Below are 17,368 nucleotides of genomic sequence, written 5' to 3' on the forward strand. Positions count from 1 at the left end.
ATGGCAGCGTTTGAATACAAAGCCCTTGATAAAAAAGGCAAGCAACAAAAAGGGGTGATAGAAGCCGACTCGGCGCGTCATGCCCGTAGTCAATTACGTGAACAACGCCTAATGCCGGTAGAAATACAGCAAGTGGCAGACAAAGAGGCTCGTTCACAAAGTGGCGGTTTTAGTTTTGGTAACTTATTTAAGAAACGTATTTCTGTCGCGGAATTGGCGTTAATTACCCGACAAATTGCCACCTTAGTTGCCGCGGGTTTACCTATTGAAGAAGCCTTAAAAGCTGTGGGGCAACAATCTGAAAAAGCCCGTTTAGGTAATATGATTATGGCGGTTCGCTCACGGGTGGTCGAAGGTTATAGCCTTGCTGACTCAATGGCGGAATTCCCCCATGTATTTGATGACTTATATCGCGCTATGGTGGCGTCGGGTGAAAAATCGGGCCATTTAGAAGTAGTGTTAAATCGTTTAGCCGATTACACCGAGCGCCGCCAACAATTGAAATCAAAACTGACTCAGGCGATGATTTATCCTGCGGTACTGACCACGGTTGCCATTGGCGTCATTGCGGTATTATTGGCCGCAGTCGTACCTAAAGTGGTTGGTCAATTTGAACATATGGGACAAGAGTTACCTGGCACAACCCAGTTTTTAATTCTTGCCTCTGACTTTGTGCAAAACTACGGTTTTATTCTTGTTGGCGTGATTGTCGCCTTGTTTGTTGTACTTAAACGCTTATTAACTCAGCCAGCAATGCGGATGAAGTTTGATTCATTACTATTGAAACTTCCTGTGATTGGTAAGGTCAGTAAGAGTATCAATACCGCACGATTTGCTCGAACCTTAAGTATTTTATCCGCTAGTGCGGTGCCATTATTAGATGGTATGCGTATTGCCAGTGAAGTACTGCAAAATGTGAAAGTGCGTGCTGCCGTTGATGATGCCGGTGCTAGAGTGCGCGAAGGTACCAGTTTAGGCGCAGCATTAACCAACACTAAGCTTTTTCCCGCTATGATGCTGTATATGATCGCTTCGGGTGAAAAAAGTGGCCAGCTAGAAAATATGTTAGAACGTGCGGCAGATAACCAAGACCGTGAATTTGAATCTAACGTTAATATTGCTATCGGCGTATTTGAGCCGCTGCTTGTTGTTAGCATGGCAGGTGTAGTGTTATTTATTGTAATGGCAATTTTACAACCTATTTTAGAACTCAACAATTTAATCAGCGGTTAATGCTAAAGCCTTAATCCACATAATATTAACAACACTGTTTTAGAGGAAGTATTCAATGCAAAAGCACACCAAACAACGTGGTTTTACCTTACTTGAGGTCATGGTTGTTATCGTTATTCTAGGGATTTTAGCCTCAATGGTTGTTCCCAACTTAATGGGTAACAAGGATAAAGCTGATCAGCAAAAAGCGGTATCTGACATCGTTGCACTCGAAAACGCATTAGACATGTATAAGCTAGATAACAGTGTTTATCCAACCACAGATCAAGGTTTAGATGCATTGGTTCAAAAACCGTCATCATCGCCAGAACCACGTAACTACCGTGATGATGGCTATGTAAAACGTTTGCCACAGGACCCATGGCGCAACGAATATTTATTATTAAGCCCAGGTGAAAACGGCAAGTTAGATATTTTTAGCGCAGGCCCAGATGGTCAACCAGGTACTGAAGATGATATCGGTAACTGGAATTTACAAGATTTCCAATAAACCATGCAAAAATATCGTCAATCTGGTTTTACGCTACTAGAAGTCTTGCTTGTTGCATTATTGATGGGGCTAGCCGCTGCGGCTGTCACCCTATCAATGGGCAGTGCTGGGCCTGAACAAGAGTTAAAAAAGCAAGCTCAACGCTTTATGGCTGCAGTAGAATTAGTACTCGATGAAACCGTGTTAAGTGGCCAATTCATTGGCATAGTGGTTGACGAAAGCGCATACCAATTTGTGTATTATAAAGATGCTAAATGGGAACCCATAGAGCAAGATAAGCTGTTATCTGTTCATGATTTAGCGCCAGGAATGACGCTTAATTTAGTGTTAGATGGTATGCCTCTTGACCAAGAGGATGAGCAACAAGACTCCTGGTTTGATGAGCCTTTTATTGACGAGCCCAGTGCTGAAGATAAAAAGAAAAATCCTGAACCTCAAATTCTGTTGTTTCCAAGCGGTGAGATGACCCCATTTGAGCTGAACTTTTCAATAAACGATGAAAACCGACAACCTATTGATGTATTAGTTGTGGGTGATGCATTAGGGCGATTATCGATAGGGCGTTTTGATGAACAACTCTAAAGGCATGACCTTACTAGAAGTGATTGTCGCCTTAGCAGTATTTTCTATTGCAGCTGTGTCAGTCACAAAAAGTTTAGGCGAGCAAATGGCTAATATGCCCATTTTAGAAGAGCGAACCTTAGGGCAATGGGTTGCCAGTAATCAAATGGTTGAGGCGCGTTTGCCAGACAAGTTTCCCGACATTGGTTCAAAAGATGGCCAAGTAGAGCTGGCAGGTGAAGAGTGGTATTGGCGTCAAGAAGTGATAAAAACCACCGATGATAATTTCAGAATGATCCGAGTCAGTGTGAGTAAAGATCAACGTTATACCCGCATAGTGGCACAAGTGAGTAGTTATGTTCACAACCGCGGTTAAAGGCCATAAAGGTTTTACCTTACTTGAGATGCTTATTGCTATCGCTATTTTTGCGATGATCGGCCTTGCAGCAAACTCAGTGTTATCGACCGTAATGAAAAACGACGAAGTGACCAAGGCTTTCTCCGTTCGTTTAAAAGCATTACAACAAGGTTTTGGCGCAATTGAGCGAGATTTGGGTCAAATAGTTGCGCGTACATTTCGCGGCTTAGATGGTGAACGCAGTAACAGTTATTTTCAAAGTGGTGACAACCTACTAGGGTCAGAAACTGAAGCATTGGTGTTTTATCGGTTAGGTTGGTTAAACCCTGATGGTATTTTACCCCGAGGCAGTATCCAGTCGGTTGCCTATGTTGTTCAAGGTGGTCGCTTAGAGCGTTGGTATTATCCTTACCCAGAGCCTGAAAGTGGTGCAGAGCCATTAAAAACACTTATTATTGAAAATGTATTATCAATAGAATATTCATTTTATATTAATGATAAATGGGAGCGAAAAACCGATGGCACCACCATGCCAAAAGGAATTGCAATTAACCTGGAAATTGAGGGTTTAGGAAAAATTCAACGCCAGTTTTTATTACCCAAAGGCGCATCAGCACCCAAACCTAGCGACAAAAATGATTCTAATAATGGATCAAACGGTAATAATGAGTCAGACAAAGATAAAGTTGACGATGGTACGAATAATGGTGACGGGACTGATGATAATGGCCGTAATGTCGGCAATGGTAATGATGGTGGACGAGGTTGATGGGGCGTCATAAGCAGCAGGGCGTAGCCATGATAGTGGTGATTTTAATTGTTGCTGTGGTAGTCACAATTGCCACTAACATTACCAGTCGCAACCAGCTTTCCATGCGTCGTACACTTAATTTAGCGCAATATGATCAGGCTTATTGGTATGCCCTGTCCGGCGAAGAGTTGGCAATGAAAGTGCTCAAACAAGACTTTGAAGATGCCGACGGTAATATCGTTCATCGCCAGCAATATTGGGCATTAGCCGACGTGATTTTTCCTGTTGAAGACGGCCAAATTGCCGGTGAAATACAAGATATGCGTGCCTGTTTCAACTTGAATGCCGTAGGGCTTGAGTCAAAAGAAGTTGAAAATGGGCAGCCAAAATTAACCTTGGCGGCTAAGCAGTTTCAAGGGTTATTAATTGCCCTAGGCATGGATGAGTTTGGTGCAGAGCGCTTAACGCATACCCTAAAAGATTATATTGATGAAGATACTTTATCGGGTCCATTTGGTGCAGAAGATGCCGAATATGAGTCTCGAAAAGTACCGTATCGTGCAGCGAATACATTAATGCAGCATCGTAGTGAGCTTCGTGCAGTACTGGGTTTTACCCAAGATATATATGTAACACTATTACCCTATATTTGTGCGATACCCGGTGATGATCGCCAATTGCTCAATGTAAATACTATTGAAGTTGAACAAGCGGCGTTAATGGTAGGCATGTTGGATAATCAGATTTCTATTGCCGATGCCGAAAATATTATTAACCAGCGGCCTGCAGATGGTTTTGAAAAAATAGAAGATTTTTGGGATAACTCCTCTGTAAGAGGGATAAAGTCTGAAGCGACTCTTCGTTCAAGTTTTGTGATTACGAGTGATTATTTTTTACTGCACTCAGGTGCCAAAGTAGATAATGCAATATTCAGAATGGACAGTGTATTGAAGCGCAGTGGCAATAATTTAGATGTCATCACTCGCCAGTACGGTGGCCAACAATAATAACAAACTCAACCGCATGATGCGGTAAGAGATTGGTGGAGAATAACAGTGTCTGAAAGGCTATTTATCCGATTAGGTAAAACAGCAGATCACCCATGTTCATGGTTAGTGTGGTCTGAGCAGGAGCAAGAAATCATTGCTTCAGGCGAATTACCCGATGCGCTCAGTCTTAACAGCTTAACAGCTCGTGTGGGTAATCGACCTGTTGATGTGTTAGTGCCAGCAGCAAGTATGACGTTAACTAAAATAGCGGTACCTGAAAAAGGCCAACGTCAAGCGCTTAAGGCGTTGCCATTTATGCTGGAAGAGTCCATTGCCAGTGATGTAGATAACATGCATTTTGTGGTAGGAACCCGCCATGGTGACAATGTTAATGTGGTCGCGGTTGAGCATCAACAAATGCAATTATGGCTAACATGGTTAATGGATGCAGGTTTAAAAGCAAAACGCATTGTGCCAGATTGCTTAGCCTTACCCCTTGAGCAATGTCGTTGGGCTATTATGAGCTTTGGTGATGAGTATTTATTGCGAACAGGCGAAGGTGCTGGTGTCAGTTTGCCTAAGGCCTGGACTGACTTAGCATTGCCAAAGTTAGTCGCAGAGGCGCAAAAAAGTGCCGCTATCGAGCAGAGCATTGATGTTGCTTGTTATAGTGAAGGAATAACCTTTAACGATAACCATATAACGCTGTCACCTAAGCCGCTTGAGCTCCCTATGATGGTATTGGCCAAAGGTATTTTGAATGCCCCGGTTAACTTATTATCAGGTGCATATAAACCAAAACGAGAATACAGCAAACACCTTATGTTATGGCGTAATGCTGCGATTATGATGGTAGCTGTTTTGGTATTGGCGCTCGTTAATAAAGGTTTGGCGATTTCTCAATTAAATCATCAGACAGCGGCAATGAAAATTCAAAGTGAGGCGATATTTAAGTCTGTAGCGCCAAGCATTAATCGTATTGTGGATATTCGCTCCCAAATCAATAGCCAGTTGCGCAGCATGCAAGGTCAAGGTGGTGGAGTAGCATTTTTTGAAATGTTAGATGGGTTGAAGCCCGCATTTTCCAGTGTACCTCAACTTAAACCCACCTCATTGCGTTTTGATGCAAACCGTAATGAATTAAGGATGCAGGTTGTTGCTGACAATTATGCCCAATTAGATAAATTTAAAGACATTGTCAGTAAAGACTTCCAGCTCGATGGCGGTGCAATGAACAGTAATGAAGACAGTGTTACCAGCACACTAACCTTGAGGAGCAAATAAGATGGATAATTTGCGTATTTGGTGGCAAGGCTTAGTGCATCGAGAGCAACAATTAGTCGGTTTTTGTAGTGTGTTTGTGGTGATTGGTATTTTGTATTGGGGAGTATGGTCGCCTATTTCAAATGCTCAACAAACAGCCGAGCGTAATTATAATGCTGAGTTGCAAAACTTAAATTATGTGAAGCAAACAGCCAATAAGATAGCTGGCCTTGAAAAAGCCGGAGCGAAAGTTCAAGCTAGCGGCAGTTTAAGCTCGATTGTGAACCAAACTGCCAGCCAATATAATTTAGAGATAACTCGAATGCAGCCACAGGATAATAAAATTCAACTGTGGATGGACGAAGTGCCATTTGACTCGCTGTTAGACTATTTACATAATTTGGTTGATCAAAAAGGTTTAACGTTAGATAGCGTCGATTTATCAGATTCAGATACGGCGGGTTTTGTTAATGTCAGACGTATTCAGTTGTCTCAGTAAGGAATGTTTGTGAAATTATTTGTCAAAATTGGCATTGCTGTAGTGGTGTATTTGATTTTTTTGATTGTATATTTACCTGCCAGTCTGTTAGTGAGCGTAGCGCCATTACCGAATAATATTCAGTTTGCGGGTGTGGACGGCACACTATGGGATGGTAAAGCCGATCTGGTGCGTATTGATCAACGCCAATTAGAACAGGTGAGTTGGCAGTTGAGTCCGTGGGCATTGTTTATTGGCCGTGCAGATATTGATTTTAAAATCGGTACGCGGGCAACGGCTGTCAGCAGTAAAGGCAGTATCAGTTACTCTTTTTCTGGTTTACAGGTTGAAAACTTACGCTTTGATGCGCCCAATAGTTTTATTGTTGCGGGAGCACGTTTGCCGTTTAGAGCGCAATTAAATGGTGACATTAGTTTAATGGTAGAGAAGCTAGAGCAGGGGCTGCCCTGGTGTGAGCAGCTTGCGGGTAAGTTGTTTTTAAACAGTACTCACCTGACCAATCAATTTGGCGAGTATCCATTGGGTAATATTGCTTTAGGTCTTAGCTGTATTGATGGCCAAGTGCAATTGAATACCGACGAACAACTTAATCAATTAGGTTTAGTCGGCACGATTACGTTGGCGGAAAATAACTTGGTTAAAGTCAGCGCTAAAATAAAGCCTACAGCAGCTCAGCCAAAAGATTTAACCGAAGCGTTAGCATTTTTGGGCAGGCAAGATAGCCAAGGATATTATCCGATTAACTATCAAGGTGCTATTCCGGGTTTATAAGTTTCAGCGAGTGCTGAGAGTTCGAGTATTGATTATAAAAGGGCGCATTCGCGCCCTTTTTTCATCAGTGAGGTTATGGACAATTTCGCCAATACTACCTTGGCTAGCGTTATAGATGTTGGCCTGCAAGTAAGTCATCTAATAAATGATGGTAATCATCAATTGCCGGAAAATCATTAAATAGCTTATGGCCTTTTTGGCTGTCAGGATTTTTTATACCCAGCTGAAACCCTATGCCCGCTTTTTTAGACGCCGCTAAAATAGGCTCGCTGTCATCAATAAATAAACATCTGGCGGGATCAAGCTGATATTTTTCAATCGCCGTTAGCCAAAACTGCGGATGCTCTTTAGGGTAACCCGTTTCGTGGCTTGATAACATTGCATCTAAACCATTCGCCAGTTCAGTATGCTCAAGTTTCAGCGCTAAACTTTTAGGGTGAGCATTGGTGAATAAAATACGTTTTTTATTCACACGTCCTAATGCCATAAGAAAAGGCATGCTGTCTTGACGCATTTGAATCCGTTCAACAAGTGAATAATGCAGGGTGAGAATATCCAGCTCAAGCTGTTGCTGCCAATAATCTAAACAATACCAATCTAATGTGCCAGCCACTTTGTGGTAAGCGTTTTCGACTAATTGCTTGGCCGCATCAAGGCTAATTTGTCTTTGTTGGCTTAATTGCTGCGGCACTAAAGTAAGCCAAAAATGGTTATCAAAGTGTAAATCCAGCAAGGTGCCATCCATGTCTAATAGCACTGTATCTATGTTATTCCAGTTAAACATCAATAAATCCTTTGCAGACAAAAAGTTTAGCCATCACTTGTCATTCTTCCTTTATATACTAGCCTCAATAAGCGTGCTGAATGTTTAAGCGTCACTTTGATAAGGGTATAAATTCATTATCTTAGCCAATGTGATTCAACGCAATTTAACAAATTTAACAGCATATAGTGACAATAGTTCGGAGTTAAATTCGGACCTTACTTAAAAATGCAGGGTGACCTTATGTGAATAAACACTATTTTCAAGGTGTTTTTTGACGTTGTGCGCCAGAGCATTATGTTAAGTATGTTAGCTACCTTCAATTGCTAACTATGTCTTATTTTTGGAGTACTAATGTTAAGTCAGCTAAATCCACTATTGAATATCTGTGTGCGCCCAGCCAGTGATGATGACGTATTTATTATGGCGCAGCTATTTTATTCTACCCGTAGCGATTTCTATCAACTTGGATTACCCCAAGTTACAGTTGATATGCTACTGCAGCAGCAATATCAACTTCAACAAATGTCCTACAAAAATCAATTCCCCAACGTAATGGATTATATCCTGTGCCGCCAAGCTCAGGTAATTGGCAAGCTGACCTTAGAGGTTAAGCCAGAATATTTGTGGCTTGTCGATTTGGTGATAGCGCCTGACAGCCGCAGCAAAGGTGTTGGCACCGCAGTTTTAGACGCGCTTAAGCAAGATGCCAAGGGGCGGCAAGTACCCATTTACTTGTCTGTAGCAATAGATAATCCAAGATCGAAAGCACTTTATTATCAGCAAGGTTTTACTATACAAGGTGTTACGGATACTCATGAAAGCATGCAGTGGCAATACCGAACATAAATGACATTATTTAAATATAGTACCAATGTATCTTTTTTATGCCTATACCCTTGCAGTGTCGTTTTGTTTACTACACTTGTATCGTTTGGATCATTGTAATTGTTTTTAGGTGATACGCAGTAAAGCGCAAAGGGCTTATTAGCGATAAATTTAGGTAACGCGTTTTGTGCTTAAAATATCACAAGTCCTGACGTTTAAAACAAGCAAGATTAAATAGACTTAATCGTAAATAATCTAAGGAGAGAAAACATGTCAGAACCATTTCTTGGCGAAATCCGCATGGTGGGTTTCAACTTCGTGCCACGTGGCTGGGCCTTATGTGACGGTCAGTTGTTGTCTGTGGCACAAAATAGTTCTCTGTTTGCACTGTTAGGCACAACCTATGGCGGTGATGGTAGAAACACATTTGCGTTACCAGATTTACGTGCGCGTGTAGCTGTAGGCGAGGGGGCTGGTCCAGGCTTATCAACTGTTCGATGGGGTGAGAAAGGTGGTAGTGAACAAGTTACTCTTACACAAGCACAGCTCCCCAACCATACCCATAATACAATGCCAGCATCAGTAAACCTTACTGTGGCGGGTACGCCAACTAATCCTCTAACCGCGCCATCGGCAACCAATAATGTATTGGGAGCATCGCCTGGCGGTCCTGCTAGTGCTGCTATTTGGTCTACGGCGGCAGCTGATCCTATCACTATTGCTGCAGGTACTGTGACGGCGGTTGTTGAACATACTGGCGGAAGCCAATCTTTTCCAATTCGCAATCCATATTTAGGTATGAATTACATTATTGCTTTACAAGGTATTTACCCTTCAAGAAGTTAATGAAGAGTAAGTGCATGTGATTAAACAGAAGTACAGGGATGTACTTTAATCGCGCCAGGTTTAAATAGTGCTTTAATCACCCTTACAGAGGGTTGAATTAAGTAAGACCTATATATTTGTTCTTTACTCGGCTTGTTTAACATTTTATTTCTTAAATACTGGCTCGCTTAGGGGCTTTGATGGAGTTTTTTATGTCCTTTATATATCGCGATAGACATCCCAAGTCATATCTTGTCTTTTTCCCAAAGTTGTTTACGCGATGTTTTATGGCATTGCTCCTGTTCTCAGGCCTGGCATTAAATGCGCCGACAGCACACGCCGCAAATGGAACGCTCACGTTCACTTCCAACACTGGTATTGTAGGAGGTGTAGCTCAAGATGGCCAAGGCGGGTCGACTGATTTAGCCGGTGTTACCATTCAGATCCACAATATAATAGACACCGCTGGCACCACTGGTGGCAACATAACTTGGCAAAATACTAGCTTTTACGGGAGTGGAGCCTATACCGCCTTAACGGATGCTGATTTTGAAAGGAAAGGCATGTCGATTAAATCAAGCGATGGCAGTGAATTTCAAATTAACTCATTTCAGTATTTAAACTGGGGAGAGTCGTCCACTACTACCATTACCGTTAAAGGCTATAGAGATGGATCTGAAGTTGCCACTGTAGACTTTGAGGGATATGACGTAGGCTATAATCCTACAACGGTTTCGCTAAATAGCACCTTTGACAATGTCGATCAGGTTAGGCTGTATATTTCTGCCGGTGGTTATAAAGGTGATCAGTCTGCTACTGCTCACAGTATCAATAATATAGTTATTGCAGATGCTGTACTTCCCGCCCCTACCATCACCAGCTCTACTTACAATGCCGCGACGGGCGCATTAGTAGTAACCGGCACTAATTTCACGGCAACGGCCGGCGCGACCAATGATGTTGTTGCAAATAAATTTACCCTAACGGGTGAAGGCGGCGCTACTTATACATTGACCAATACCGCCGATGTCGAGATTTCCTCCGCGACCAGTTTCACCTTAACCCTGAGTGCAATTGATCGCGCCAGTGTTAATGTTCTGACCAATAAAAATAATGCCACTTCTACGAGCGGAACTAGCTATAACCTTGCCGGTGCGGCAGGTTTTATCGCCGATGCACCAGCCACGGCAGACTTGACCGGCAATGCTATTACGGTTTCAAGTGTACCTTTGCCAACAATTTCTACGGCAGCTTACAACGCCAATACCGGTGTGCTCACGGTGTCAGGAACTGGATTTAGTAGGTTTGCAGGCGCTACCAATGATATAGTGGCAAATAAATTTACGCTCCACGGTGAAGCGGGTGCGAGTTATACCCTAACCGATACCAGTGACGTCGAAATAACCTCCAATATCAGCTTTTTGTTAACCTTTAGTGCAACAGATAAGGCCGCCTACAATCTCATCGCCAATAAAAATGGGGGATTATCGACAGATATATCCACCTATTACTTAGAGGCGGCAGATGATTGGGCTGCAGGTGCGGATTCAACCCTCGATGTTGAGGATTCTTCGGGCAATAACATTACGGTGACTAATGTCCCTCTGCCGACCATTAGCAGCGCACTTTATAGCGCCTCTACGGGTGTATTAGCTGTTACCGGGGCTGGCTTCACCAGCTCAGGCCCTGGTGGTAGCGATGATATTATCGCGAATAAATTTACCCTTAGGGGAGAAGCGGGTACCACCTATACCTTAACGGATACCGCCAATGTTGAGGTCACCTCGGGCACCAGCTTTACATTCACGTTGAGCGCCACGGATAAGTCAGGTACTAATGCCCTCCTGAATAAAAATGGAACCAGCTCCGTTGATGCCACTACTTACAATCTCGCAGCGGCGGAAGATTGGGCGCCAGGCGCAGACTCAGCCCTGACCATTGCTGATCTGGCTGGCAATGGAATTACCGTTAGTAATGTGTTTGCTGCGCCGGGTGCACCCACAATAGGCACGGCTACAGCTGGAGATACTCAAGTGTCGGTTACCTTTAGCGCTCCGGGCTCTGATGGTGGCTCAGCTATTACCAGTTATACAGTAACGTCGAGTCCGGGTGGTGCAAGCGCATCTGGGGGAAGTTCGCCCTTAGTTGTGACGGGTTTGACGAATGGCCAGGCTTATACTTTTACGGTAACGGCTACCAATGGCATTGGCACTGGATCTGCCTCGGCAGCCTCAAACAGTGCAGCTCCTAAGGCGCCACAAACCATCACTTTCGGCAATCCGGGCACGCAAAATTTTGGCACTACGCCAACACTCAGCGCGACGGCAACATCTGGTTTAACGCCAACCTTTAGCTCTACAACGACGGGTGTTTGTACCATTACCAGTGGCGGCGCATTGACGTTTGTGACAGCGGGTACTTGTAGTGTTGATGCCGACGAAGTGGGTAGTAGCAGCTATCTGGCCGCCGCGACTGTTACGCGCTCATTCAACGTAAATGCGGTAGTGGCAGGCGCGCCTACAGCGGCGACAGCAACAGCTGGTGATGCTCAAGCGACTGTTAGTTTTACTGCTCCGGCATTTACTGGTGGCGCTGCAATAACGGGTTATACCGTTACCTCTAGCCCCGGAGCCTTAACGGGTACAGGTGCAGGCTCACCCATTGCGGTGACTGGGCTAACCAATGGTGTTGCTTATACCTTTACCGTTACGGCGACTAACTCTGCGGGTGTTGGTGCAGCCTCTGGAGCCTCTAGTACTATTACGCCTAAAGCGGCGCAGACTATTACTTTTAGTAACCCAGGCGCTCAAAACTTCGGTACTACACCAACCTTAAGTGCTTCTGCTACGTCAAGCTTAACCCCGACATTTACCTCATCCACAACGGGTGTGTGTACTATCACTAGTGGTGGTGTCTTGAGCTTTGTCACCACAGGTAGCTGTATCATTAATGCCGATGAGGTAGGTAACAGTGTCTATTTACCAGCAGCTCAAGTGAGCCAGAGTTTCTCTGTCACTGCCGTGGTTGCAGGTGCGCCTACTATAGGCACTGCCACAGCCGGTGATGCTCAAGCGAGCGTGAGTTTCAGCGCTCCGGCTAGCAATGGTGGTGCTGCAATTACTAGTTATACCGTTACCTCTAGCCCCGGTGGTTTGACTGCCAGCGGCGCAAGCTCACCATTAACAGTTGCAGGTTTGACGAACGGCATAGCTTATACCTTTACCGTTACGGCGACTAACTCTGCGGGTGTTGGTGCAGCCTCTAGTGCCTCTGGTGCTATTACGCCTAAAGCGGCGCAAACCATTACTTTTAGTAACCCAGGCGCGCAAAACTTCGGCACCACTCCAACGTTAAGTGCTACTGCAACGTCAAGCTTAACGCCAACTTTTAGCTCAACGACGACGGGTGTTTGTACTGTTACCAGTGTTGGCAACTTGAGCTTTATTAGTGCAGGCACGTGTACCATAAATGCAAATGAAGCGGGTAATGGTAGTTATTTAGCAGCAGCGCAGGTGAGCCAGAGCTTTTCTGTTAATGCTGCGGTAGCAGGTGCGCCAACAATAGGTACTGCGACAGCCGGTGATGCTCAAGCTAGTGTGAGTTTTACTGCGCCTACTAGTACTGGTGGTGCAGCCATTACCGGTTATATCGTGACGTCTAGCCCTGGTGGTTTAACTGCTAATGGAGCGGCTTCACCTTTAACCGTCACGGGTCTCACTAACGGCATAGCTTATACCTTTGCGGTACAGACTATTAACAGTGTTGGGGCGGGTAATACTTCTGTTGCAAGTAACTCTGTTATTCCAAACGGCGCACCTGTCATTACTGGCACGCCAATATTGACTATTGATCAAGATACACAGTACTCATTTACGCCAAATGCAGTGGATACCGCGACAGATACTTTAACGTTTAGTATTGTCAATAAGCCGTTATGGGCAACATTTAATACGAGTACGGGTACATTGTCAGGTACTCCATCAATTCAAGATGTAGGGGTTACCAATGGCATTGTGATCAGCGTGTCCGATGGTACTTTGTCTGCAAGTTTAACGGCATTTAATTTAACCGTTATTAATACTAACAAGGCACCAACCATTACTTCTACTCCTATCACTAGCATTGCAGAGGGTTCTGTATACAGTTATACCTTTTCAGCTACGGATGTCGACCCTGGTGATACGCTCACGTTAAGTGCGCTCACCTTACCGAGTTGGCTAAGCTTTAATGTTACTACTGGTGTACTAAATGGTACTGCGACTAATGAAGAGGTTGGTACACATGCAGTGACACTTCGCGTAGCTGATACTGCAGGGTTAACAGCTGATCAAAGCTTTAGTATTACAGTCACTAATGTCAACGATGCGCCAATTATTGGCTCAACGCCTATCACCAGCATTGCAGAGGGATCAGTATATAGTTATACATTCTTAGCTACGGATGCAGATTCAGGTGACACACTAACGTTAAATGCAGTCGTGCTTCCAAGTTGGCTAAGCTTTAATGTTACTACGGGAGTATTAAGTGGCACCCCTACTAGTGCAGAAGTTGGCACGCATGAGGTTACGCTTCGTGCTATAGATGTCGCAGGGTTAACTGCTGATCAAAGCTTTAGTATTACAGTCACTAATGTCAACGATGCGCCTATAGCGAACAGTGCCAGTGTGACATTGAGTGAGGATAGTTCAGTAATGATTATTCTTACGGCGGAAGATCTAGATAATGATCAATTAACCTATGATGTAGTTAACATGCCTGTGTCAGGTACGTTAGAGCAACATGGTACGGCATGGCTTTATACCCCAGAAAAAGACTTTAATGGTAAAGACAGCATTAGCTTTACCGCGAAAGATGCAGAATTAACTTCTGAAGCCGCGAGTATCACCATCAATGTTACAGCTATAAATGATGAGCCATTAGCCGTGGATGATAGTTATAGTCAAAGTCTATCAACGGACAATAGCTATACCTTAGCTGTGTTGGACAACGACAGTGACGTTGATGGTGATACCTTGACTATTGATGGCGCAGCTGCCGATGTCGGTAGCGTGCAAATTGTAGCGTCACAGCTTAAATACCTAGCGCCTACCGATTTTGTTGGCCCGGTGACATTGCGTTATAGCATTTCCGACGGTAATAAAGGTCGCAGTAATGCCAAAGTTCAATTGCTTGTGACCGGTGAGAATTCTGCTGATTTGCCTGTTATTACCGTCCCTGCCGACATTACCGCTAACGCAACAGGTTTGTTTACTAAACTTAAGCTAGGCGTTGCAACTGCGGTGGACAAAGCGGGTAATAAGCTTGCTGTGTCGCTTGTTAATACTCAACAACTGTTTGCTCCTGGTGAGCACTTAGCTTACTGGAAAGCCACTGATAGCCAAGGTCGCAGTGCGATTAAACCACAAAAAGTGACGGTTAAACCATTGATTTCCATTAGCCGTAATCAAGCTGTTGCTGAAGGCAGTGAAGCACATTTCAGCGTATTCTTAAATGGGCCATCGCCGCAGTATCCTGTCAGTATTCCTTATACAGTGTCTGGCAGTAGTGATGGCAATGATCATGATTTAGTCGATGGGGTGTTTGAGATAACCTTTGGTTTAAGTGCAAGCTTTAGCGTTAACGTGTTTGATGATGGGATAACGGAAGCGGACGAAGAACTGATCATCGGCTTAGACCCAAGCCTGAATCTCAGCGGACAGCGTGAAACCCGCTTATTGATTACTGAAGCAAACATTGCGCCGACGGCTAGTATCGAGGTTACTCAGTCAAATGAGCCACGCACTCAATTGAGCAAGCAAGATGGAAAGGTGTACATTAAGGCGAAAAGCCAAGATGTGAATTTGCAAAATAGCCTTACAGAGGTCTGGTCAACAGGTGTGTTGGTGTTAGAGAGTGATGCTGATGGCAGTTACTTTGACCCAAGTGCGCTGGATGCAGGCATTTACCCTATTAGCTTGGTAGTGACCGATGATGGTACGCCGCAATTATCGACTGAGGTGCAATTAACCTTATTGGTGAAAGACAGCTTGCCCGAACTAACAGGAAATGACAGTGATGGTGATTTAATCCCAGATAATCAAGAGGGCTTTGCTGATACCGATGGCGATGGTATTGCCGATTACCTGGATGGGATTAATGAGTGTAACGTGCTGCAAGAGCAGGTTAGTTCGCAACAGACCTTCCTTGCAGAAAGTGAGCCGGGTGTGTGTTTGCACTTAGGGAATGCGGCGCTAAGTAATGGTGCTCAAGGTCTTCAGATACCAGACGATAACTTCATCCCTGATCCAATAGCATTTATTCCAGCAGGTGGCTTGTTTGATTTTGTAATCGGCGATCTCCCCAAACCAGGTATGACTGTTAGTATCGTTATTCCGCAAATACAACCCATACCGGCAAACGGTGTGTATCGTAAGTTTATGAGTGGAAGATGGGTGACCTTTGTGGAAAATGCCAACAATTCAATCCACTCTAGTCAGGGCTCTGTCGGTTATTGTCAGCCACCAGGCGCTGCAGAATGGCAGCCCGGCTTAATTGAAGGCTACCATTGTGTGCAGTTAACCATAGAAGACGGCGGCCCTAACGATGATGATGGCCTGGTCAACAGCACGGTTTCAGACCCAGGCGGCGTTGCTGCGATGCTTAACAATAATCACTTACCAGTGGCAAACGCAGACAGTGCGTCTTTATCATTGAACCAAAGTATTGATATAGATGTGCTGGCAAATGATACCGATATCGATGGTGATACCTTGAGCGTGCAGAATGTGACCAGTGATTTTGGTGATGCGGTGATTTTAGCCAATCAACAAATTAGTTACACCCCTGATGCTGATTTTATCGGCATAGACGTACTGTCCTACAGTATTTCAGATGGACAAGGTGGTACATCGACTAGCAAGCTGACGGTAACCGTTATCGCTAACAGTGCACCTACTACGGTAGATGACATTGCTAATACGGATGATAGAACCAGTTTGCTGTTAAACGTATTAAGCAACGACAGTGATATTGATGGCGACAACTTAACATTAGTCAGTGGTGCTGCACTACAAGGTGCGGTATCGATTGAATCTAACCAGCTTCGTTATACACCAAAACAGGGTTTTGAAGGGGTTGATACAGTGAGCTATTTGATAAGTGATGGTGCTGGCGGCGAAGCCTCAGGGCAAGTGTTAGTGACCATTAAAGCTTATCAAGAAGTTGTTATCGATAATCAATCCGGTGGTGGTAGCTTATCCTTGTACGGATTGGTGCTACTTGCTTTTGGTGGTTTAGTGCGTAGAGGTAAATGGCTGGCGGTAGCAATCAGCAGCGTGTTATTGACGGGTGTGACAGCGCAAGCTAATGCAGCAGAAGCCAACAGCTGGTATCTAGATGGGTTTGTTGGACAAGCGTATGCTGATAGCAAGATACAAAATTGGCAATATCCAAACGATACTGAAGTCACTGATGTTGATGATAGCGATACTGCATTGGGTTTGAGTGCGGGTTATCAATGGAACAATTTTCTTGCTGTTGAGTTAGGTTATTCTGACTTTGGTAGCGGCACTGCACAACTTAAAGGCAGCACCTTAAGCCCTGAGGCATATCAACAGGCATTGAAATCGGTTACGCCGATACTGGCTGATGGTATAACTCTAGGACTGCGTTTTACTTTAGTTGAGCATCAGGATTGGCGATTTGAGATACCGGTCGGTTTATTTAGATGGAATGCCGATATTGCCAGCCAGATGAATAATAACCATATAATGACCGAGCTTAGTGGTACTGATTGGTATATTGGAATGCAATTTCATTACCAAATGACCAAATCCTGGTCTTTAGGGCTGGGGTACCAATATGTTGATATTGAGCCAAATGATATTTTAACTGGCCAGCTCCGTTTACGTTATCATTTTTAAAGGGTTGTAGAAGTGAAAAAGGAGCTAATTAGCTCCTTTTTTATTGAGTCTGAATCCCAAAAGTAGTGCTATGAATCATCTTTAATGACCAAAACATAGAAACTTGTTTTAAGAAGACTGTAAATTCCGGTTGTAG

The 17,368-nt window shown here is 44.1% G+C and carries 13 protein-coding genes; 12 read left to right on the top strand and 1 reads right to left on the bottom strand.

The window, feature by feature from the left end; genetic code table 11:
* From gspF to ACRWQL_RS11730, 9 genes are read left to right on the top strand one after another with little or no spacing between them, the layout of a single operon-like run.
* Complete coding sequence (gene gspF, locus ACRWQL_RS11690; protein WP_434930873.1) at positions 1-1,233, top strand: type II secretion system inner membrane protein GspF; 1,233 nt, start codon at positions 1-3, stop codon at positions 1,231-1,233.
* A 55-nt stretch (positions 1,234-1,288) separates the two neighbouring features.
* Positions 1,289-1,723, top strand: coding sequence for a type II secretion system major pseudopilin GspG (gene gspG, locus ACRWQL_RS11695; protein WP_434927587.1), 435 nt, complete (start codon positions 1,289-1,291; stop codon positions 1,721-1,723).
* Positions 1,724-1,726: 3 nt separating this feature from the next.
* Positions 1,727-2,305, top strand: coding sequence for a type II secretion system minor pseudopilin GspH (gene gspH, locus ACRWQL_RS11700; RefSeq protein WP_434927586.1), 579 nt, complete (start codon positions 1,727-1,729; stop codon positions 2,303-2,305).
* The gene (gene gspI / locus ACRWQL_RS11705; RefSeq protein WP_434927585.1) at positions 2,292-2,660 is read left to right on the top strand and encodes a type II secretion system minor pseudopilin GspI; all 369 of its coding nucleotides are present in this window, start codon (positions 2,292-2,294) and stop codon (positions 2,658-2,660) included. The genes gspH and gspI overlap by 14 nt, the downstream gene beginning before the upstream one ends.
* Positions 2,641-3,411, top strand: a complete 771-nt coding sequence (gspJ, locus tag ACRWQL_RS11710; protein WP_434950122.1) for a type II secretion system minor pseudopilin GspJ — start codon at positions 2,641-2,643, stop codon at positions 3,409-3,411. Before gspI ends, gspJ begins: the two co-directional genes overlap by 20 nt.
* The gene (gspK, locus tag ACRWQL_RS11715) at positions 3,411-4,400 is read left to right on the top strand and encodes a type II secretion system minor pseudopilin GspK (protein WP_434930877.1); all 990 of its coding nucleotides are present in this window, start codon (positions 3,411-3,413) and stop codon (positions 4,398-4,400) included. The genes gspJ and gspK overlap by 1 nt, the downstream gene beginning before the upstream one ends.
* 48 nt (positions 4,401-4,448) lie before the next feature.
* Positions 4,449-5,666, top strand: coding sequence for a type II secretion system protein GspL (gene gspL / locus ACRWQL_RS11720; protein ID WP_434950124.1), 1,218 nt, complete (start codon positions 4,449-4,451; stop codon positions 5,664-5,666).
* A 1-nt stretch (position 5,667) separates the two neighbouring features.
* Positions 5,668-6,144, top strand: a complete 477-nt coding sequence (locus ACRWQL_RS11725) for a type II secretion system protein M (protein ID WP_434930879.1) — start codon at positions 5,668-5,670, stop codon at positions 6,142-6,144.
* A 9-nt stretch (positions 6,145-6,153) separates the two neighbouring features.
* Positions 6,154-6,915, top strand: coding sequence for a type II secretion system protein N (locus ACRWQL_RS11730; RefSeq protein WP_434950126.1), 762 nt, complete (start codon positions 6,154-6,156; stop codon positions 6,913-6,915).
* 109 nt (positions 6,916-7,024) lie between these two features.
* On the opposite strand, the gene yrfG is transcribed toward ACRWQL_RS11730, so the two are convergent.
* Positions 7,025-7,699: a GMP/IMP nucleotidase gene (gene yrfG, locus ACRWQL_RS11735; RefSeq protein WP_434950128.1), complete on the bottom strand. Its 675-nt coding sequence runs from the start codon at positions 7,697-7,699 to the stop codon at positions 7,025-7,027.
* Positions 7,700-8,032: 333 nt separating this feature from the next.
* Here yrfG and ACRWQL_RS11740 point away from each other — a divergent pair, with 333 nt between their 5' ends.
* The 3 genes from ACRWQL_RS11740 to ACRWQL_RS11750 all read left to right on the top strand — a co-directional run bounded on the left by ACRWQL_RS11740 (position 8,033) and on the right by ACRWQL_RS11750 (position 17,232).
* Complete coding sequence (locus ACRWQL_RS11740; protein ID WP_434950130.1) at positions 8,033-8,527, top strand: GNAT family N-acetyltransferase; 495 nt, start codon at positions 8,033-8,035, stop codon at positions 8,525-8,527.
* Positions 8,528-8,776: 249 nt separating this feature from the next.
* Positions 8,777-9,352 carry a phage tail protein gene (locus ACRWQL_RS11745; RefSeq protein WP_434950132.1) on the top strand — a complete coding sequence of 192 codons (576 nt, stop codon included), beginning with the start codon at positions 8,777-8,779 and terminating at the stop codon, positions 9,350-9,352.
* 266 nt (positions 9,353-9,618) lie between these two features.
* Entirely contained in the window at positions 9,619-17,232 is a 7,614-nt protein-coding gene (locus ACRWQL_RS11750; RefSeq protein ID WP_434950134.1) for an Ig-like domain-containing protein, read from the top strand.
* Positions 17,233-17,368 lie beyond the last annotated feature (136 nt).

The organism is Shewanella sp. HL-SH4 (genome assembly GCF_051164845.1).
GTDB classification, from domain to species: Bacteria; Pseudomonadota; Gammaproteobacteria; order Enterobacterales; family Shewanellaceae; genus Shewanella; species Shewanella glacialimarina.